At 68.5% G+C, this 18,689-nt stretch carries 18 protein-coding genes; 13 read left to right on the top strand and 5 right to left on the bottom strand.

Going from position 1 to position 18,689, the window contains the following annotated elements:
• Positions 1-79: 79 nt before the first annotated feature.
• Both ACFTWF_RS25010 and ACFTWF_RS25005 read right to left on the bottom strand, forming a co-directional pair.
• Complete coding sequence (locus ACFTWF_RS25010; RefSeq protein WP_378463855.1) at positions 80-1,042, bottom strand: DoxX family membrane protein; 963 nt, start codon at positions 1,040-1,042, stop codon at positions 80-82.
• A 170-nt stretch (positions 1,043-1,212) separates the two neighbouring features.
• Complete coding sequence (locus ACFTWF_RS25005; protein ID WP_378463854.1) at positions 1,213-1,902, bottom strand: MBL fold metallo-hydrolase; 690 nt, start codon at positions 1,900-1,902, stop codon at positions 1,213-1,215.
• A 151-nt stretch (positions 1,903-2,053) separates the two neighbouring features.
• Between ACFTWF_RS25005 and uvrA the strand changes: the two genes are divergently transcribed.
• The gene (gene uvrA / locus ACFTWF_RS25000; protein ID WP_378463853.1) at positions 2,054-5,044 is read left to right on the top strand and encodes an excinuclease ABC subunit UvrA; all 2,991 of its coding nucleotides are present in this window, start codon (positions 2,054-2,056) and stop codon (positions 5,042-5,044) included.
• Between the two features lie 6 nt (positions 5,045-5,050).
• Here the strand turns inward: uvrA and ACFTWF_RS24995 are convergent, their stop codons facing one another.
• The gene (locus ACFTWF_RS24995; RefSeq protein ID WP_378463852.1) at positions 5,051-5,797 is read right to left on the bottom strand and encodes an alpha/beta fold hydrolase; all 747 of its coding nucleotides are present in this window, start codon (positions 5,795-5,797) and stop codon (positions 5,051-5,053) included.
• A 119-nt stretch (positions 5,798-5,916) separates the two neighbouring features.
• Between ACFTWF_RS24995 and ACFTWF_RS24990 the strand changes: the two genes are divergently transcribed.
• Positions 5,917-6,618 (top strand): helix-turn-helix transcriptional regulator, encoded by a 702-nt coding sequence (locus ACFTWF_RS24990; RefSeq protein ID WP_378463851.1) that lies wholly within the window; start codon positions 5,917-5,919, stop codon positions 6,616-6,618.
• Positions 6,619-6,625: 7 nt separating this feature from the next.
• On the opposite strand, the gene ACFTWF_RS24985 is transcribed toward ACFTWF_RS24990, so the two are convergent.
• Positions 6,626-7,039: a DUF1801 domain-containing protein gene (locus ACFTWF_RS24985; protein WP_378463850.1), complete on the bottom strand. Its 414-nt coding sequence runs from the start codon at positions 7,037-7,039 to the stop codon at positions 6,626-6,628.
• 1 nt (position 7,040) lies between these two features.
• On the bottom strand, positions 7,041-7,424 hold the full coding sequence (locus ACFTWF_RS24980) for a DUF1844 domain-containing protein (protein WP_378463849.1): 384 nt from the start codon (positions 7,422-7,424) through the stop codon (positions 7,041-7,043).
• A 401-nt stretch (positions 7,425-7,825) separates the two neighbouring features.
• Between ACFTWF_RS24980 and infC the strand changes: the two genes are divergently transcribed.
• The 11 genes from infC to ACFTWF_RS24925 all read left to right on the top strand — a co-directional run bounded on the left by infC (position 7,826) and on the right by ACFTWF_RS24925 (position 18,686).
• The gene (gene infC / locus ACFTWF_RS24975; protein ID WP_185729731.1) at positions 7,826-8,470 is read left to right on the top strand and encodes a translation initiation factor IF-3; all 645 of its coding nucleotides are present in this window, start codon (positions 7,826-7,828) and stop codon (positions 8,468-8,470) included.
• Between the two features lie 58 nt (positions 8,471-8,528).
• Positions 8,529-8,723, top strand: a complete 195-nt coding sequence (gene rpmI, locus ACFTWF_RS24970) for a 50S ribosomal protein L35 (RefSeq protein ID WP_005247390.1) — start codon at positions 8,529-8,531, stop codon at positions 8,721-8,723.
• A gap of 64 nt (positions 8,724-8,787) precedes the next feature.
• Positions 8,788-9,177, top strand: a complete 390-nt coding sequence (gene rplT, locus ACFTWF_RS24965) for a 50S ribosomal protein L20 (RefSeq protein WP_005247385.1) — start codon at positions 8,788-8,790, stop codon at positions 9,175-9,177.
• A gap of 38 nt (positions 9,178-9,215) precedes the next feature.
• Positions 9,216-10,025, top strand: a complete 810-nt coding sequence (locus ACFTWF_RS24960) for a TrmH family RNA methyltransferase (RefSeq protein ID WP_378463848.1) — start codon at positions 9,216-9,218, stop codon at positions 10,023-10,025.
• 94 nt (positions 10,026-10,119) lie between these two features.
• Complete coding sequence (pheS, locus tag ACFTWF_RS24955) at positions 10,120-11,205, top strand: phenylalanine--tRNA ligase subunit alpha (protein ID WP_378463847.1); 1,086 nt, start codon at positions 10,120-10,122, stop codon at positions 11,203-11,205.
• A 67-nt stretch (positions 11,206-11,272) separates the two neighbouring features.
• On the top strand, positions 11,273-13,759 hold the full coding sequence (pheT, locus tag ACFTWF_RS24950) for a phenylalanine--tRNA ligase subunit beta (protein ID WP_378463846.1): 2,487 nt from the start codon (positions 11,273-11,275) through the stop codon (positions 13,757-13,759).
• Between the two features lie 44 nt (positions 13,760-13,803).
• A complete protein-coding gene (locus tag ACFTWF_RS24945; RefSeq protein WP_378463845.1) occupies positions 13,804-14,202 on the top strand; it encodes a hypothetical protein in 399 nt (132 codons plus the stop codon).
• A 68-nt stretch (positions 14,203-14,270) separates the two neighbouring features.
• The gene (gene argC / locus ACFTWF_RS24940) at positions 14,271-15,326 is read left to right on the top strand and encodes an N-acetyl-gamma-glutamyl-phosphate reductase (RefSeq protein ID WP_378463844.1); all 1,056 of its coding nucleotides are present in this window, start codon (positions 14,271-14,273) and stop codon (positions 15,324-15,326) included.
• Positions 15,323-16,567 carry a bifunctional glutamate N-acetyltransferase/amino-acid acetyltransferase ArgJ gene (argJ, locus tag ACFTWF_RS24935; RefSeq protein ID WP_378463843.1) on the top strand — a complete coding sequence of 415 codons (1,245 nt, stop codon included), beginning with the start codon at positions 15,323-15,325 and terminating at the stop codon, positions 16,565-16,567. The genes argC and argJ overlap by 4 nt, the downstream gene beginning before the upstream one ends.
• Positions 16,564-17,490, top strand: a complete 927-nt coding sequence (argB, locus tag ACFTWF_RS24930; protein WP_378463842.1) for an acetylglutamate kinase — start codon at positions 16,564-16,566, stop codon at positions 17,488-17,490. The genes argJ and argB overlap by 4 nt, the downstream gene beginning before the upstream one ends.
• Positions 17,487-18,686 (top strand): acetylornithine transaminase, encoded by a 1,200-nt coding sequence (locus tag ACFTWF_RS24925; protein ID WP_378463841.1) that lies wholly within the window; start codon positions 17,487-17,489, stop codon positions 18,684-18,686. Before argB ends, ACFTWF_RS24925 begins: the two co-directional genes overlap by 4 nt.
• Positions 18,687-18,689: the final 3 nt, after the last annotated feature.

Below are 18,689 nucleotides of genomic sequence, written 5' to 3'. Positions count from 1 at the left end.
CGCTGACGTCGCAGGTCAGCGGCGATCTCCGGGGCCGATCAGAGCGATTATCCGGCGCCGGTCGGCGCCGCGGCTCGGCTCAGTGGGACAGTTCGTCCCGCTTCTCGCGGGCCTTCTCGAGCGCGGTTTCCGCTTGCTTGCGAGCCCGCTTGCCCAGGACCTCGCCGCGTTCTGCGGCGGTGCCGGCCCATTCGCCGCCCTTCTCGCGGGCGGCCTCGGCCAATTCGGGTCCGTGCTCCTTCGCCGCCTCGACGAGTTCCGCGCCGCGCTCCCTCGCCAGTTCGACGAGTTCCGCGCCGCGCTCCCTGGCCACCTCGGCCCATTCGGAGCCGTGTTCCTTGGCGACATCCGCCCATTCGGCGCTGCGTTCCTTCGCGACGTCCGCCCACTCGGGGCCGCGATCCGCCGCGAGCTTCGCGAATTCGGCGCCGCGGTCTTTCGCGACCTCGAGGAGACCGGACCCGCGCTCGGCGGCCTCGCCGGACAGGATGCGGGCCCGTTCCGATGCCACCGCCAGTACTTCCCCGATCTCGGGACCGTGATGGTCGTGACCCGATCCGAGGGGCAGGGCCTCGGCGACGGTGGCGCGTGCGTGCCGTGCGGCGCGGCGTCCACGCCAGCCGAGGGACGGCTTCGCCTCCGTGTCGACGGCGGCGATCAACAGCCCGCCGAGCAAGCTGACGTTCTTGAGGAACTGGGTACGCTGAGCCGCCTTCTTCGCCGGGTCGGTCTCGTTCCAGAAGTCGTGCCCCACAACGGTAGTGGGTACGAGGCTGCCTGCGAGCGCGAGCGACGCGAGGCGCGGTGCCTTCCCGGTCGCGAGGAGCACGCCGCCGCCGATCTGCACGGCGGCGTTGATCTTGACCAACGTCTCCGGGTCGGACGGGATCTTCTGGGTGACGGACTCGGGAAGCGTCTCGGTGGACTTGTCGATCAGTGGTGCGGCGGCCTGGGCCTTCTGCGCCGGATTTCGAAGTGCATCGATCCCTCCGCTGATGAAGATCGCGGACAGCAGTGGGCGAGCGATACGACGGACGAGCATTCCTGGCCTCCCAATCTCGAGTTCTCCCGTCTCACACTAACGAGAGTTCTGGGCAGTCGTCGGCGTACGGCGCCGTTGCCGAATCGACGTGCTGCCCATTCACCCCAGTACCCAGGGAGGTCGATCGCCAATCGCGGACCGTTCGGTGCGCGATCGGCGATCGGGCGTGGTCACCAGCCGCGTTCGCGCCACTCTCCGAGGTGCGGGCGCTCCGCGCCGAGGGTGGTGTCGTCGCCGTGACCGGGGTAGACGACGGTGTCGTCGCCGTAGCGGTCGAAGAGTTTCGTCTCGACGTCGGAGAGCAGGGACGCGAACGCCTTCGCGTCGGCGGTCTTGCCGACACCGCCGGGGAAGAGGGAATCGCCGGTGAAGAGGTGAGTGCGTCCGCCGCCCGCCTCCCTGAGCGCGAGTGCGATGGAGCCGGGGGTGTGCCCGGCAAGGTGGATCACGTCAAGGGTGACGTCACCGATCTCGATGGTGTCGCCGTCGTCGAGGAGTCGATCGGGACGGACGGGGAGCGCGTCGGCGTCGAGGGGATGGGCGGCGGTGTCGACGCGCGTGGCGGCCGCGACGTCCTCGAGCGCCAGCCAGTGGTCACCGTGTTGGTGGGTGGTGACGATCAAATCGAGGGACGGTGCGTGTTCGCCGATCAGTTGGTTGACGCGGTCCGCCTCGTTGGCGGCATCGACGAGGAGGGATTTTCCGGTTGCGGAACAGACGACCAGGTACACGTTGTTGTCCATGGGGCCGACGGACATCTTCGTGATCGTGGCTCCCGGAACCGTGCGGCGCTGCGGCGCCGAACCGGGGGAGACGTGGCCGGTGTACGAGTCTTCTATCACCATGGGCTGCTCGGTCATGGTGGGGAGGCTACCGTCGAATACAAGCAGGTGAGTGGCAGGGCGGCCATCCGTCGCACAAAACGTGTCGGTGGCCCCGCTTACCATGGCACGGCCGGAGGGCGCAGCGTACGTGCGCGTCCTCGGCCGTCGAACAATGAAGGGACTTGGAGTGGCGGATCGCCTGATCGTGCGGGGTGCCCGTGAGCACAATCTGCGAGGGGTCGATCTCGATCTGCCCCGCGACAGCCTGATCGTGTTCACCGGGCTGTCGGGTTCGGGTAAGTCGAGCCTGGCATTCGACACGATCTTCGCCGAGGGCCAGCGCCGCTACGTCGAGTCGCTGTCGGCGTACGCGCGCCAGTTCCTCGGTCAGATGGACAAGCCGGACGTCGACTTCATCGAAGGCCTGTCGCCGGCGGTCTCCATCGACCAGAAATCGACCAACCGCAACCCGCGGTCCACCGTCGGCACCATCACCGAGGTCTACGACTACCTCCGCCTGTTGTACGCGCGGGCGGGCACCGCGCACTGCCCGGTGTGCGGCGAGCAGATCGCACGGCAGACGCCACAGCAGATCGTCGACCAGGTCCTCGACATGGAGGAGGGCACCCGCTTCCAGGTGCTCGCTCCGGTCGTGCGTACCCGCAAGGGTGAATTCGTCGACCTGTTCGACCAGCTCAACATGCAGGGCTACTCGCGTGTGCGCGTCGACGGCGTGGTGCATCCGCTCTCCGATCCGCCGAAGCTCAAGAAGCAGGAGAAGCACGACATCGAGGTCGTCGTCGACCGCCTCACCGTCAAGACGAGTTCCAAGCAGCGGCTCACCGACTCCGTCGAGACCGCGTTGCGGCTGGCGGAGGGCATCGTGGTCCTCGACTTCGTCGACCGCGAGGAGAACGCCGCCGACCGGGAACGCCGCTTCTCGGAGAAGCTGGCGTGTCCGAACGGCCACGCACTCTCCATCGACGACCTCGAGCCCCGGTCGTTCTCGTTCAACTCCCCGTACGGCGCCTGCCCGGAGTGCACCGGTCTCGGAATCCGCAAGGAGGTCGACCCCGACCTCGTGGTCCCCGACTCCGAGCTGTCGCTGGGGGACGGCGCCATCGCACCCTGGTCGATGGGGCAGAGTTCCGAATACTTCGGCCGTCTGCTGTCCGGTCTCGGCGACATCCTCGGCTTCGACATGAAGACGCCGTGGAACAAGCTCCCCGCGAAGGCGCGCCGGGCGATTCTCGAGGGCAGTGAGGAGCAGGTCCACGTCCGGTACAAGAACCGGTACGGGCGTACCCGTTCCTACTACGCCGAGTTCGAGGGCGTCATGCCCTTCCTGCACCGCAGGCTCGAGCAGACCGAGTCGGACCAGATGAAGGAACGCTACGACGGCTACATGCGCGACACCCCGTGTCCCGCGTGTGGCGGTGCTCGCCTGCGCCCCGAGATCCTGTCGGTCACCATCGCGAACGAGAAGTTCGGGATGAAGTCGATCGCCGAGGTCTGCGAACTGTCGATCTCCGACTGCGCCGACTTCCTCAACAGCCTCACGCTGGGCAGCCGTGAGGAGGCCATCGCCGGTCAGGTGCTCAAGGAGGTGCAGGCCCGTCTCGGGTTCCTGCTCGACGTCGGCCTCGAATACCTGTCGCTCGCCCGCGCCGCCGGGACACTGTCCGGTGGTGAGGCACAGCGCATCCGTCTCGCCACGCAGATCGGTTCCGGACTGGTGGGTGTCCTGTACGTGCTGGACGAGCCGTCGATCGGTCTGCACCAGCGCGACAACCGGCGTCTCATCGAGACCCTGACACGCCTGCGCGACCTCGGGAACACGCTCATCGTGGTCGAGCACGACGAAGACACGATCCGCACGTCCGACTGGGTGGTCGACATCGGACCGCTCGCCGGTGAGCACGGCGGAAAGGTCGTCCACAGCGGGCCGTACCAGGAACTGCTCGACTGCGAGGAATCCCTGACCGGCGCCTACCTGTCGGGCCGCAGTCACATCGAGATCCCCGCGATCCGCCGTCCGGTCGACCGCAAGCGGCAGGTCACGGTGATCGGTGCGCGCGAACACAACCTAGGCGGCATCGACGTCAGCTTCCCGCTGGGCGTGCTCACGTCGGTGACCGGCGTGTCCGGGTCGGGTAAGTCGACGCTCGTCAACGACATCCTCGCGACGGTGATGGCGAACAAACTCAACGGCGCCCGTCAGGTGCCGGGTCGGCACACCCGCATCAACGGGCTCGACCACCTGGACAAGCTCGTGCAGGTCGACCAGTCACCGATCGGCCGCACCCCGCGTTCCAACGCGGCCACCTACACGGGGGTGTTCGACAAGATCCGCACGCTGTTCGCCGCCACCACGGAATCGAAGGTGCGTGGCTACCAGCCGGGCCGGTTCTCGTTCAACGTCAAGGGCGGCCGGTGCGAGGCCTGTTCCGGTGACGGCACGCTGAAGATCGAGATGAACTTCCTTCCCGACGTGTACGTGCCGTGCGAGGTGTGCCACGGCGCCCGGTACAACCGCGAGACGCTCGAGGTCCATTACAAGGGCAAGACCATCGCCGAGGTGCTGGACATGCCGATCGAGGAGGCAGCGGAGTTCTTCGAGCCCATCACCTCGATTCACCGGTATCTCAAGACCCTGGTCGAGGTCGGTCTCGGCTATGTGCGGCTCGGTCAGCCCGCGCCGACGCTGTCCGGTGGCGAGGCGCAGCGCGTCAAGCTCGCCGCCGAACTGCAGAAGCGGTCGACGGGCCGCACCGTGTACATCCTCGACGAGCCCACGACGGGTCTGCACTTCGAGGACATCCGCAAGTTGCTGGGTGTCGTCAACGGGTTGGTCGACAAGGGCAACACGGTGATCGTGATCGAGCACAACCTCGACGTCATCAAGACGTCCGACTGGGTCGTGGACATGGGTCCCGAGGGCGGGTCCGGAGGCGGAACCGTTGTGGCGCAAGGAACCCCGGAAGACGTGGCGCAGGTTCCGGAGAGCTACACCGGGCGGTTCCTCGAGAGCGTCCTCGCGGTGCCGGCGCCTGCTGCCACCAAGTCCAAGGCAGCCAAGCCGTCGACGGCGCGCAAGTCCGCGACGGCGAAGAAGACTGCCGCGGCCTCCGCGGCACCGCGCAAGCGGGCTCCGAAGAAGGCCGCGGCCGTCAGCTGAGTTCGGTCAGGTCGTGGCGGCCGCGTCGATCGCGCTCGCCAGATCTGCCGGTCGCGACCACATCGGCCAGTGGCCGGTCGGCAGATCGACGTAGTCGACCTTCGCGATCTGCGCGAGTTCGGCGGCCATCGGGTGGCCTGCCTCCGCCATTTGCCGGATGACGTCCGACGGGAAGCTGGTGCAGATCACCGTGGTCGGCACGTCCAGGCGGCCGGCGTCGCGGAGGTCGAGCATGTCCCTCGCGGGACCGGCCGGTTCGGGCACCGCACGGCTGCGGAACATCGCGAGCGTAGCGTCGTCCAGTCCGTCCAGGCTGCTGCCTTCGGCCTCCAGTTCGGACCACGACGGAAGTGGGATCTCGGTGACCGCAGGATCGAGGTCGTCGCGGAGTGCGGTGCCGTTCTGCAACGGCCCCGAGTCGACGTAGACCAGCCGGGCCAGCCGGTCGGGCACCCGGTCGCTCGCGGCGTAGGCCACCGGACCGGCACCGCTGTGGGCGACCAGGACCGCACGCTCCGACGGCGGCGTCGCGGCGACCGCGTCGACGACAGCGGAGATGTGGTCATCGAGGCGGATGCCGCGGCGATCGGTGTCGACCGAGTCGAGACCGGGCAGGGTCGGCGTCGACACGTGGTGGCCGCGGCCGGCGAGATCGGATGCCACCGACTCCCAGGCCCACGCACCGAGCCAGAATCCGGGAACCAGAATGACGTGTGTGGTCGAGCTGCCGGGTACTTCGTGTGTCGGAGTCATGAGACAACGATGAACCGGCAACGGTGACATCAGCATGTCACCGTATTTGTCACAGTCGCATAACGGAATTCGCCGGCGAGAACGGCGACTGTGTCGTGCTCGTTCGGCAGAATGCCCTCATGGACCGCCCAGCCCGCCTCCACGCCCTGACGGAAGAACTACGCCGGGCGGGGCCTCGGGGCCGTACCGCGGAGCAGTTGGCGGCGCAGTTCGAGGTGACCACCCGGACGATCAAGCGGGACATCGCGGTGCTGCAGTCCTCCGGCGCCGCGATCCAGGCGACGGCCGGGCCGGGAGGGGGTTACGGGATCATCGGGAACGGCACGCTGCCTCCGGTGAATTTCACTCCCGCCCAAGCGGTCTCGGTCGCCCTCGCCCTCAGGGCGTGTCGCGATGCGCCGTTCTCGACCGACGGCCGGGCGGCGCTGGCCAAGTTGCTGGACGTGATGGATGAGGAGTCGAGGGAGCGGGTGGAGCGGCTCGGCGCGAAGGTGTGGATCCGGCGGGACGCTGATTCGGGCGGCGCGGGACCGCGGATCCGCCGTGTCGTGGAGGAGGGGGTGCAGCGCGACCTGATGGTGTCGCTGCGCTATGTGGACCGTGAGGGCGGTCGCACCGAACGCGTGGTCGAACCGCACCTGCTCGCCCACACGAGGGGGTCGTGGTTCCTCGTCGCGTGGTGCCTGACCCGGTCGGGTGTCCGGTGGTTCCGGCTGGATCGGGTGTCCGACGCGACCCTCACCGGCCGGTCGTTCGTCCCGCGCGATCCGGCCCTCTTCGGTGAACCGCCCGGCGACGCCCGCACGGTGTTCGACCGGTGAGGTCGGATCAGAGCGCGCGGGCGGCCGCCACGGACCGGTTCAGCAGCGACACGAGGATCGACTCGTCGACGTCGGCGAGTCTCTTGATGTAGAGGCAGCCCTTGCCGAGCCTGTGCGTGCCGAGTGCGGCGAGTTCGGCCTCGTGCTCGGTGAAGTCGAGCGAGAGGTAGAGGGTGAGCGCCGCGGCCCGGGGCGAGAAGCCGATCAGGGCGGTATCGCCCTCGTGGCCGCTGGCGTACCGGTAGTGACGGGATCCGAATCCGACGATGCTCGTGCCCCACATCGCGGGCGGTTCACCGCTCGCGGCGGTGAGCAGTTCCACCAGTCGCGCGCTGTCGGAGCGCTTGACCGGGTCGGCGACGGTGGCGAGGAATTCGTCGACGTCGGCCGGCGTCCGCGCGGTCTTGTTGCGTCTCGCCATCTCAGTAGACGGGGCCGGTGTACTTCTCTCCCGGGCCCTTGCCGGGCTCGTCGGGGTGTGACGACGCTTCGCGGAACGCCCGCTGCAGCGCCTGGAGGCCTTCGCGGATCGGTCCGGCATGCGGTCCGAGGTATTCGATGGACGCGGTCACCAACCCGGCGAGGGCGGTGATGACCCGCCGGGCCTCGTCGAGGTCGAGGTGCGGGCTGGACTCGGGATCGGGGTCGGACAGGCCGAGCTTCTCGGCGGCCGAACTCATGAGCATGACCGCGGCGCGGCTGATGACCTCGACCGAGGGCACGTCGGCCAGTTCCCGGACGTCGGTGTTCTGATCGCCGCCATGCGGGGTGCCGTCGTTCGGGGTGTGATCGATGTTGTCCGTCATGCCCTAGAGGATTCCACCAGCGGCCGGGATGATGTCGGCCAGGTGGGCGTGGGGCGCAACGTCCCGGTATCGATTAGCTCACGACGTGCGCAAATGTTACCCTTGACGCAACGACCGCCTTCGGATTTGTCGGGGGCAGCAAGTGGAGTCCGACTCCCACCTCTGCGCGGCAGGTAAAACTGCAGCTCAGTGGTCCGGTCGCTCGGTCCGAGGCTACTCGGCTCGAGTTCCTCGAGTGTGAGGAGATGGCAGATCGGCGTGAGCCGTGAGTTCGTCTGATCGGTCGACATCGGGCCCCGCATGGTGAGAAGGATTCACCGCAGCGGGGCTTTTTTGTTGGGAATCCGGGCGTACGGGCTGCTGGCGGTCTCGAGACAAGACCGTTCAACCTAGGAGGCCCCATCAGCACTGAGACCCGCATCAACGATCGCATCCGAGTTCCCGAGGTCCGCCTCGTCGGACCCGGAGGTGAACAGGTTGGCATCGTGCGTGTTGAAGATGCACTCCGCTTGGCCCTCGAGGCCGATCTCGACCTGGTCGAGGTGGCCCCCGACGCTCGCCCGCCGGTCTGCAAGATCATGGACTACGGCAAGTTCAAGTACGAGGCCGCGCAGAAGGCGCGTGAGTCGCGCAAGAACCAGCAGCTCACGGTCATCAAGGAGCAGAAGCTCCGCCCCAAGATCGACGATCACGACTACGAGACGAAGAAGCGCAATGTCGTCCGCTTCCTCGAAGCCGGATCCAAGGTCAAGGTCACGATCATGTTCCGCGGACGTGAGCAGTCGCGTCCGGAACTCGGATTCCGACTGCTGCAGCGTCTCGGTGCAGACGTCGCGGATCTCGGGTTCGTGGAGACGTCCGCCAAGCAGGACGGTCGAAACATGACGATGGTGCTCGCTCCGCACAAGGGCGCGAAGACCCGGGTGAAGGCGCAGGAGAGCGCCGCGGCGCCGCCGGCGCAGCGGGCTGCTCCGGCGCCTGCCGAACCGGCACAGGCTCCGGCGACACCTGCGGAGCAGGCGCCCGGCGAAGCGCCGACCAGCTAGTCCGACCACACCAGCACGACCCGGATCAATGGTCCGGATACAGAGAACTGAGGACTCCATGCCCAAGTCGAAGACCCACAGCGGCACCGCGAAGCGATTCAAGGTGTCCGGCAGCGGAAAGATCCTGCGCCAGAAGGCCGGTCGCCGCCACCTGCTCGAGCACAAGGCCACGAAGGTGACCCGTCGCCTCGATGGCGTGGCTGTCGTCAGCAAGGCTGACACTCCTCGCATCAAGCGCCTGCTCGACATCTGAGTCGACACCCCTTTTACTGACCACCCGGGGCAGCTCACCGCCCCAAGATTGACAGGATTTTTCAGTGGCACGCGTAAAGAGGGCGGTAAACGCCCAGAAGAAGCGTCGTTCGATTCTCGAAGCCTCCAGCGGCTACCGCGGACAGCGCTCGCGCCTGTACCGCAAGGCGAAGGAACAGCAGCTCCACTCGCTGACCTACGCCTACCGTGACCGCCGTGCGCGCAAGGGCGACTTCCGCAAGCTGTGGATCACGCGTATCAACGCTGCTGCACGGGCGAACGACATCACGTACAACCGCCTGATCCAGGGTCTGCGTCTGGCCGAGATCGAGGTCGACCGCAAGAACCTGGCCGAGCTGGCCGTGTCCGACGCGGCGGCATTCGCCGGCCTCGTGGCACTGGCCAAGGCGGCGCTCCCGGCTGACGTGAACGCTCCTGCCGGAGAAGCGGCCTGAGTCTCGCACCCCGGCCTCTGACACCCCGGAAACGACCCGTGGACCCGCTCACCGAGCGAACCCCGCGGGTCGTTTCTGCTGTCAAGCTGCTGCGCACGGCGGAACGCCGCAAGGTGGGACGTTTCCTGGTGGAGGGCGAGAACTCCGTCGGCGAGGCGCTCGACACGAGGGGCGTGCACGACCTCTTCTACACCGAGGACGCGGAACGTCGGTATGCCCGGTTGATCGACCGGGCGCACGCGGCGGGGGTCCGGACGTCGCTGGTGACGGACCGGGCGGTTCGAGCACTGAGCGACACGGTGACACCACCGGGTCTCGTCGCGGTGTGCGATCTCCTCGACGTACCGCTCGCCGAGGCGGTTGGACCCGGAACGCGGCTGCTCGCGGTTCCGGTCGCGGTCGCGGAACCGGGGAACGCGGGAACCGTCATCCGGGTCGCGGACGCGGTGGGTGCGGACGCCGCGATCCTCGCGGGCGACAGTGTCGACCCGCACAACGGCAAGTGCGTCCGGGCATCCGCGGGCAGCCTGTTCCACCTTCCGGTGGTGCGTGAGCGAGACACCACCGCGGTGCTCGACAGCATCCGCGCGGCCGGAATCCAGTTGCTCGCCACGGCCGCAGATGGCGAAGTCGATCTCGACGACGCCGACGAACTGCTGGCCCGCCCCACGGCGTGGCTGTTCGGCAACGAGGCTCACGGTCTCGACGCGGCAACCTCGGCGCGCGCGGACCACCGCGTGCGGATTCCGATCCACGGTCGTGCCGAGAGCCTCAACCTGGCGACGGCGGCGTCGATCTGCCTGTATTCGAGTGCGCGGATCCAGAACCGCAGCCGAACCGACAGCTGAAACGGCGAAAATCGGATCGCATAAGATTTGACGGCGAGCTGTTTCGGTTTCGTCGTGATTGTTGATCGAAAGAACTTAAGGAGTGGCACCGGTCGTGGCTAAAAAAGAGGGCGCTGCCTCCACGGGGGTCGAAGGCAACGCGGTCGATCCGAGCGCGCTCACCGAAGACGCTCTGACTGCGGCAGCGGAGAGCGCCGAGAAGGCGTTCGCTTCGGCGGTGGATCTCGACGACCTGGCGAAGGCCAAGGTCGAACACATGGGTGACAAGTCGCCGATCGCTCTCGCCCGCCGCGGACTCGGAGCCCTCCCGGGCAAGGAGAAGGCCGACGCGGGCAAGCGTGTGAATGTCGCGCGCACCCGGATCAGTGCGGCGTTCGACGAGCGTCGCGCCGTCCTGCTCGCCGAGCGCGACGCCGCCGTCCTCGTGGCCGAGTCCATCGACGTGACACTGCCGTCGCAGCGTCAGCCGGTCGGTGCCCGCCATCCGATCCGCATCATCTCCGAGCAGGTCGAGGACGTGTTCGTGGCCATGGGCTGGGAGGTCGCCGAGGGCCCGGAGGTCGAGACCGAGCACTTCAATTTCGACGCGCTCAACTTCCTGCCGGACCACCCCGCGCGCACCATGCAGGACACGTTCCACCTCGCGCCCGAGGGCTCGCGCCAGGTGCTGCGCACGCACACGTCGCCGGTGCAGGTGCGCACGATGCTGTCGCGCGAGGTGCCGATCTACGTGGTGTGCCCCGGGCGGACGTTCCGCACCGACGAACTCGACGCGACGCACACCCCGGTCTTCTCCCAGGTGGAGGGGCTCGCCGTCGACAAGGGCCTCACGATGGCGCATCTGCGCGGCACGCTCGACGCGTTCGCCCGCGCACTGTTCGGTCCCGAGACCCGCACCCGGATGCGACCTAACTACTTCCCCTTCACCGAACCGTCCGCCGAGGTGGACGTCTGGTTCCCGAACAAGAAGGGCGGCGCGGGCTGGGTCGAGTGGGGCGGCTGCGGCATGGTCAACCCGAATGTGCTGCGCGCCTCCGGAATCGACCCGGACGTGTACACGGGGTTCGCGTTCGGCATGGGGCTCGAGCGCACGCTCCAGTTCCGGAACGGGATTCCCGACATGCGCGACATCGTCGAGGGCGACGTGCGATTCACGCTGCCCTTCGGGGTTCAGGGCTGACCGGGCGTCACCCGGATCCCGTCCACCACAGTCACGACATTTTCACGAACGAGAGAGCTGAGCAGACGTGCGAGTAGCGCAATCCTGGCTGACCGAGATCCTGCAGCGTGCCACCCCGGACTGGGACGTCACCGCGGAGGAGCTGGACGCAGGTTTCGTCCGGGTCGGGCTCGAGGTCGAGGAAGTCGACCGGCTCGAGCCCGTCGACGGCCCGCTGGTGGTCGGACGGGTTCTCGAGATCACCGAGCTCACCGAATTCAAGAAGCCGATCCGGTTCTGCAAGGTCGACGTGGGGGCGTCCGAGCCGCAGGGCATCGTGTGCGGTGCCCGGAACTTCGCCGAGGGCGATCTCGTCGTCGTGGCTCTGCCGGGCGCTGTCCTTCCCGGTGGTTTCGCCATCGCGTCCCGCAAGACGTACGGCCAGGTCTCCGACGGGATGATCTGCTCGGTCGCCGAACTCGGCATCGGCAAGGATCATTCGGGAATTCTCGTTCTCGAACCGGGAACCGCACTCCCGGGCGCCGACGCCAACGAGTTGATGGGTCTGCACGACACCGTCATCGAGCTCAACATCACCCCGGACCGCGGTTACTGCTTCTCGGTGCGCGGGCTCACGCGTGAACTGGCGTGCGGCTTCGACCTCGACTTCGCCGACCCGGCGTCGGTGGCGCGGTACCCCGCGGAGGGGGAGGCGTGGCCGATCCGCGTCGAATCCGACTCGAAGGCACGGCGGTTCGTCGCCCGTCGGGTCACCGGTATCGATCCGAAGGCGGTCAGCCCCTGGTGGCTGCAGCGTCGGTTGCTGCTGTCGGGTGTCCGCCCGATCTCGCCGGCCGTCGACGTCACCAACTACGTGCTGCTCGAACTGGGCCAGCCGTTGCATGCGTTCGATGCCGCGAAGATCAGCGGTGAGCTCGTGGTGCGGCGTGCGGTGGCGGGGGAGAAGCTGACGACTCTGGACGAGGCCGAGCGCGTCCTCGACCCCGAGGACGTCGTGATCGCCGACGATTCGGGTGTCGTGTCGCTGGCTGGTGTCATGGGCGGCGCATCCACCGAGGTCGGGTCGGACACCACCGACATCCTGCTCGAGGCGGCCACGTGGGATCCGCTCGCGGTGTTCAAGACCGCGCGCAGGCACAAGCTGTCGAGTGAGGCGAGCAAGCGTTTCGAGCGCGAGGTCGACCCGGAGATTCCGGTGGCGGCGCTGGACCGGGCGGCGTCGCTGCTCGTGGACATCGCCGGCGGCCGGGTCGAGCCGGTGCTCACCGACATCGGTGAGGTCACCCCGCACGCGCCCATCCACATGGACATCGACCTTCCCGACCGCGTGGCGGGGGTCGACTACCCCAACGGCACGTCGGCGCGCAGGCTGACGCAGATCGGTTGCAACGTCGAGGTCGGTGTCAGCGACACGGGTCATGGCCAGCTCGTCGCCGGTCCGCCGTCGTGGCGTCCCGACCTGGTGCAGCCCGCCGATCTGGTGGAGGAGGTGCTGCGCCTCGAGGGTCTCGAGAAGATTCCGTCGGTCCTGCCCGCCGCACCGGCGGGTCGCGGGTTGACGCCCGCGCAGCGCCGCCGGCGCGCAGTGGGCCGGGCCCTCGCGTTCTCGGGGTACGTCGAGATCCTTCCCCCTGTATTCCTGCCCACCGCGGTCTTCGACACGTGGGGGCTGGACGCCGACGATCCGCGCCGGGCCACCAGCAAGGTGCTCAATCCACTCGAAACGGATCGTCCGGAGCTGCCGACCACTCTGCTGCCCGGACTTCTCGAGGTCCTCGCCCGCAACGTCTCTCGTGGCCAGCGCGATCTGTCGCTGTTCGGCATCGCGCAGGTCGTGCTGCCGGGCCCCGACACCAAGGCGGTCGAGGCGCTTGCGGTGGACCGGCGCCCGACCGACGAGCAGATCACGACGCTGCTGCGGTCGCTGCCGGACCAGCCGGTGCACGTGGCGGCGGTACTCGCCGGTCAGCGCGAACCGAGCGGTCCGTGGGGGCCGGGCCGGGTCGCGGACGCCACCGACGCATTCGCGGCCGCCCGGACGATCGCGGCTGCGGCCGGGGTCGAACTGGAGTTCCGTGCCACGCAGTACCTGCCGTGGCACCCGGGCCGCGGCGCGGAACTTCTCGTCGACGGCGTCGTCGTCGGACACGCGGGCGAGCTGCATCCGGCCGTGCTCGAGCGGTCCGGACTTCCTCCGCGGACGTGTGCCGTGGAGATCGACGTCGACGCACTGCCCCTGCGAGAGAATCTGCCCGCTCCGAAGGTTTCGCCGTTCCCGGCGGTTCTGCAGGACGTGGCGGTCGTGGTCGACACCGCGGTACCCGCCGCCGAGGTCCAGGCGGCCCTACGGTCGGGCGGCGGCGACCTTCTCGAGGACATCCGGCTGTTCGACGTGTTCGAGGGCGAACAGGTCGGGGACGGCCGGAAGTCGCTGGCGTTCGCGCTGCGCTTCCGCGGCGTCGATCGCACGCTGACCGAGGACGAGGCGAGCGCCGCCCGCGATGCCGCCGTCGCCGCCGCGTCTGCCGCGGTGGGTGCCGAACTGCGCAGCTGACCCGTAGCCTGGGTGGTGGGCCCGAGGCGGTGAGGAGCAGTGCGATGACCGAAGTGCGCGACGTCGTGGCAGCGGCGAGTCAGTTGACCGACGCGGAGTTCCTCGAGGTGGTGCGGGCGGTCGCCGCAGGTCGTCCGGGTCTCGGCGCGCTCCTCGCGGCCGTCGACGTCGGTGCCGCGGTGCCGCCGGGTGAACCGGTGACGGCGGAGGTCGTGCCGCATTTCGCGCCCGGGGTGCCCGAGCCGGACTACACCGCGGGCGGGGTCCCGACCTTCGATCGTGTGCGTGACCGGATCGAGGGACGGTTCGGGACGGCGATGGGATCCTCCGAATTGGCGCACGACAGTCCGTCGGGGCAGTCGCTGGACGAGGCGTGGGAAGCGCGGGAGAAGGCGGGCAAGGCCAAACTCGACGAGATCCGGCGGTCGCTCGGCAAGCAGTGACCGCGGATTTCGCCCTCTCGGGCGACCACCTTGTGTATTAGCTTGCATGATGATGCATAATCAATCGTATGACTGAGCACGCGGGAAAACCGATCAGGATCGCCGTCGCCGGCGCGAGCGGATACGCCGGTGGCGAAGTGCTGCGCCTGCTACTGGGGCACCCGTCGTATGCCGACGGCTCGCTCGTCATCGGCGCGCTCACCGCCGGCGGCAACGCCGGATCGACGCTGGGCTCACATCATCCGCACCTGCTGCCCCTCGCCGACCGGGTGCTCGAGGACACCACCGTCGAGACCCTCGCCGGGCACGACGTCGTGTTTCTCGGTCTGCCGCACGGCAATTCGGCGCAGTACGCGAAGTCGCTGCCCGAGTCCACGGTCATCATCGACTGCGGCGCCGATTTCCGGTTGACGAATGCGGAGGACTGGGAGCGGTACTACAAGAGCCCACACGCGGGTAGCTGGCCGTACGGACTTCCGGAACTCCCCGGCGCCCGGGAGAAGTTGGCCGGTGCCACGCGTATCGCCGTCCCCGGGTGCTTCCCGACGGTGTCCAGCCTGGCGATGGCGCCGGCGGTCGCGGCGGGTGTCGTCGAACCGCGGGTCACGATCGTCGCCGTCACCGGCGCCTCCGGTGCAGGGCGCGCGCCCAAGGCCGATCTGCTCGGTTCCGAGGTGATGGGTTCGGTCCGCGCCTACGGTGTCGGCGGCGTGCACCGCCACACGCCGGAGATCATCCAGAATCTCTCCGAACTCGCCGGTGAGCGCGTCACGGTGTCGTTCACCCCCGTGCTCGCGCCGATGCCGCGCGGCATTCTCGCCACGTGCACCGCGGCCACCACCGCGTCCGAGGACGAAGTGCGCGCGATCTACGAAAAAGCTTATGCGGACGAGCCGTTCGTGCACGTGCTGCCCCAGGGCGTGCTGCCGCAGACGGGCGCGGTGGTCGGATCGAACGCGGTCCAGATCGCGGTGACGGTCGACGCGGACGCCGGTCAGATCGTCGTGATCGCAGTGATCGACAACCTCGCGAAGGGCACCGCCGGGGGAGCGGTGCAATCGATGAATCTTGCGCTTGGCCTACCCGAGACCGCCGGTCTCTCGACAGTGGGAGTTGCCCCGTGAGCAGTGACAGCACGATCGATACGCACCCGACCCGGGAGGTTGCCGGCGGCACCCTGGTCCGAAGCCAGGGAGTGTCGGGGCCCGCGGGCTTCCGTGCGGCCGGGATCAAGGCGGGAATCAAGGCGAACGGCAACGCCGACCTGGCCCTCGTCGTCAACGAGGGACCCGAGCTCGCGGCCGCCGGCGTCTTCACCGCGAACAAGGTGAAGGCTGCCCCCGTGTTGTGGTCGCAGCAGGTGCTCACGACCGGCAGGCTGCGCGCGGTGGTGCTCAATTCCGGTGGGGCCAATGCGTGCACCGGTGCCGGCGGATTCCAGGACTCGCACAAGACGGCCGAGGAAGTGGCGTCGGCGCTGAGCAATTGGGGCACCGAGACCGGCGCCGTCGAGGTCGCGGTGTGTTCGACGGGGCTCATCGGCGACCGCCTGCCCATGGACAAGGTCCTGGCGGGCGTGACGGAGGCGGTGCACGAACTCGCCGGGGGAATCTCGGGCGGAACCGACGCGGCCTACGCGATCATGACCACCGACACGGTGCCGAAACAGGCCGCCCTGCACCACGCGGGCAAATGGAACGTGGGCGGGATGGCGAAGGGCGCCGGGATGCTGGCACCGTCGCTGGCGACCATGCTGTGTGTCGTGACCACCGACGCCGTGGCGACGGCGGCGCAACTCGACGCCGCGCTGCGTGCCGCCACCCGGGTGACGTTCGATCGACTGGACGTCGACGGAGCCACCTCGACCAATGACACGGTGCTGCTGCTCGCGTCCGGTGCGAGCAACGTGACACCGACCCAGGAAGAATTGGATGCGGCCGTGACGGCCGTCTGCGACGATCTGGCAGACCAGATGATGGCCGACGCGGAGGGCGTCACCAAGCGGGTGCGGGTCACGGTCCGCGGCGCGGTCAGCGAGGACGACGCCCTGATCGGCGCCCGGACGGTGGCCCGGGACAGCCTCGTCAAGACGGCACTGTTCGGCTCCGACCCCAACTGGGGCCGGGTACTGGCCGCGATCGGCATCGCGCCGATCGAACTGGACCCCGACAGGATCTCGGTGTCGTTCAACGGCGCGCCGGTGTGCATCGACGGCGTCGGTGCACCGGGCGCGCGGGACGTGGACCTGAGCGACATGGACATCGCGCTCGACATCGACCTCGGGCTGGGCGAGCACGCGGTGACCATCCGGACCACCGACCTCTCGCACGCGTATGTCGAAGAGAACTCGGCGTATTCGTCATGACGGCGACCAGTGAGGCGCTCATCGGCATCACCGATCACCAGAAGGCGCACGTTCTGGCGGAGGCGCTGCCGTGGCTGCAACAGTTCCGCGACAAGGTCGTCGTCGTGAAGTACGGCGGCAACGCGATGGTCGACGACGCGCTGAAGACGGCGTTCGCCGCCGACATGGCGTTTCTGCGGACGGTCGGCATTCAACCGGTCGTCGTGCACGGCGGCGGCCCCCAGATCAATGCCATGCTCGGAAAGCTCGGCATGACAGGGGAATTCAAGGGCGGCTTCCGCGTCACCACCCCCGAGGTGATGGACGTGGTCCGGATGGTGCTGTTCGGCCAGGTCGGCCGCGAACTGGTCGGGCTGATCAACGCGCACGGACCGTATGCCGTCGGCATCTCCGGTGAGGACGCGCACCTCTTCACCGCCACCAAGCGCACGGTGATGGTCGAGGGCACGCCGACCGACATCGGCCTCGTCGGCGACGTGACGACCGTGAACCCGGAGGCCGTCCTCGACCTGATCCGCGCGGGCCGAATACCGGTGGTGTCCACCATCGCCCCCGACTCGGACGGTGTGGTGCACAACATCAACGCGGACACCGCCGCCGCCGCGCTCGCCGAGGCGATCGGCGCCGAGAAGCTCGTGGTCCTCACGGATGTCGAAGGGCTGTACACGAATTGGCCGGATCGCGATTCGCTGGCCACCGAGATCGACGTGGACGCGCTCGCTCAACTGCTCCCGAGCCTCGACGCCGGCATGGTGCCCAAGATGGAGGCGTGCTTGCGCGCGGTCCGCGGCGGAGTGCCCACCGCGCACGTCATCGACGGCCGCGTCGCGCATTCCGTTCTGCTCGAACTGTTCACGGGCGAGGGCATCGGCACGATGGTCACGCCCGGCCCGACGTCACCTACCGAGGGAGTAGCCCCATGACCGGAACCCCGGAACTCCAGCAGCGCTGGTCCGGCGCTCTGATGAACACGTACGGCGTCCCCCGGGTGGCCCTGACGCGCGGTCAGGGCGCGGTGCTCACCGACGCCGACGGCAAGGAGTACGTCGACTTCCTCGCGGGCATCGCCGTCAACATCCTCGGACACGCTCACCCGGCCATCATCGAGGCCGTCACGGCGCAGCTGTCGACCCTCGGGCACGTGTCCAACCTGTACGCCAGCGAACCGGCAATCGAACTCGCCGAGAAGCTGCTCTCCCACCTGGGTGCCCCCGGACGCGTCTTCTTCTGCAATTCCGGGACGGAGGCCAACGAGGCGGCCTTCAAGCTCGCGCGGGCCACGGGCCGATCGAAGATCATCGCGGCCGAGAACTCCTTCCACGGCCGGACGATGGGCGCTCTCGCGCTCACCGGGCAGGCCGCCAAGCGCCTGCCGTTCGAGCCGATGCCCCCGGGTGTCGAGCACATCCCGTACGGCGACCTCGACGCTCTCGACCGTGCCGTCGACGCCGACACCGCGGCCGTGTTCCTGGAGCCGATGATGGGCGAGGGGGGTGTCGTCGTTCCGCCGGAGGGGTACCTCGTGGGCGCACGGCAGATCACCGCCGATCGTGGTGCGCTGCTCGTGCTCGACGAGGTGCAGACCGGGATCGGCCGCACGGGCTGGTTCTACGCGCATCAGTCGGTCGGGATCGTCCCCGACGTCATGACCCTCGCGAAGGGTCTCGGCGGCGGGATGCCGATCGGTGCGTGCATCGCGACCGGTGCGGCCGCAGACCTCTTCGGCCCGGGCAAGCACGGCACCACATTCGGCGGGAACCCCGTCTGCGCGTCGGCAGCCCTCGCCGTGTTGCGGACGATCGCCGAGGACGACCTCATCTCCCGCGCCGACACGCTCGGCAAGTCGCTGTCGGCCGGCATCGAGGGCCTCGGCCATCCGCTCGTCGACCACGTCCGGGGCGCCGGACTGCTGCTCGGCATCGTCCTCACCGAGGACGTGGCCCCCGCGGTGGAGAACTCCGCGCGCGAGGCCGGATACCTGGTCAACGCCGCACAACCGGGTGTCGTGCGGCTGGCTCCGCCGCTGGTCCTGACGGACGAGCAGGCCGACACCTTCGTCGCGGCGCTGCCCGCGATTCTCGACAACGCGCAATCGGCCGCTCAGCCGGGAAAGCAGTGACGA

It is taken from the genome of Rhodococcus sp. NPDC056960 (assembly GCF_042674125.1).
Lineage (GTDB): Bacteria > Actinomycetota > Actinomycetes > Mycobacteriales > Mycobacteriaceae > Rhodococcus_F.
Note: the sequence above shows the minus strand (reverse complement) of the source record. Positions and strands in the feature narration are given on the sequence as shown.

Bases quoted from the DNA above. Each gene is read 5' to 3' on its own strand.
- ACFTWF_RS25010 (WP_378463855.1), bottom strand. From the start codon at position 1,042: ATGCTCGTCCGTCGTATCGCTCGCCCACTGCTGTCCGCGATCTTCATC.
- ACFTWF_RS25005 (WP_378463854.1), bottom strand. From the start codon at position 1,902: ATGACCGAGCAGCCCATGGTGATAGAAGACTCGTACACCGGCCACGTC.
- ACFTWF_RS24995 (WP_378463852.1), bottom strand. From the start codon at position 5,797: ATGACTCCGACACACGAAGTACCCGGCAGCTCGACCACACACGTCATT.
- ACFTWF_RS24990 (WP_378463851.1), top strand. From the start codon at position 5,917: ATGGACCGCCCAGCCCGCCTCCACGCCCTGACGGAAGAACTACGCCGG.
- ACFTWF_RS24985 (WP_378463850.1), bottom strand. From the start codon at position 7,039: ATGGCGAGACGCAACAAGACCGCGCGGACGCCGGCCGACGTCGACGAA.
- ACFTWF_RS24980 (WP_378463849.1), bottom strand. From the start codon at position 7,424: ATGACGGACAACATCGATCACACCCCGAACGACGGCACCCCGCATGGC.
- rpmI (WP_005247390.1), top strand. From the start codon at position 8,529: ATGCCCAAGTCGAAGACCCACAGCGGCACCGCGAAGCGATTCAAGGTG.
- ACFTWF_RS24945 (WP_378463845.1), top strand. From the start codon at position 13,804: ATGACCGAAGTGCGCGACGTCGTGGCAGCGGCGAGTCAGTTGACCGAC.
- argC (WP_378463844.1), top strand. From the start codon at position 14,271: ATGACTGAGCACGCGGGAAAACCGATCAGGATCGCCGTCGCCGGCGCG.
- argB (WP_378463842.1), top strand. From the start codon at position 16,564: ATGACGGCGACCAGTGAGGCGCTCATCGGCATCACCGATCACCAGAAG.
- ACFTWF_RS24925 (WP_378463841.1), top strand. From the start codon at position 17,487: ATGACCGGAACCCCGGAACTCCAGCAGCGCTGGTCCGGCGCTCTGATG.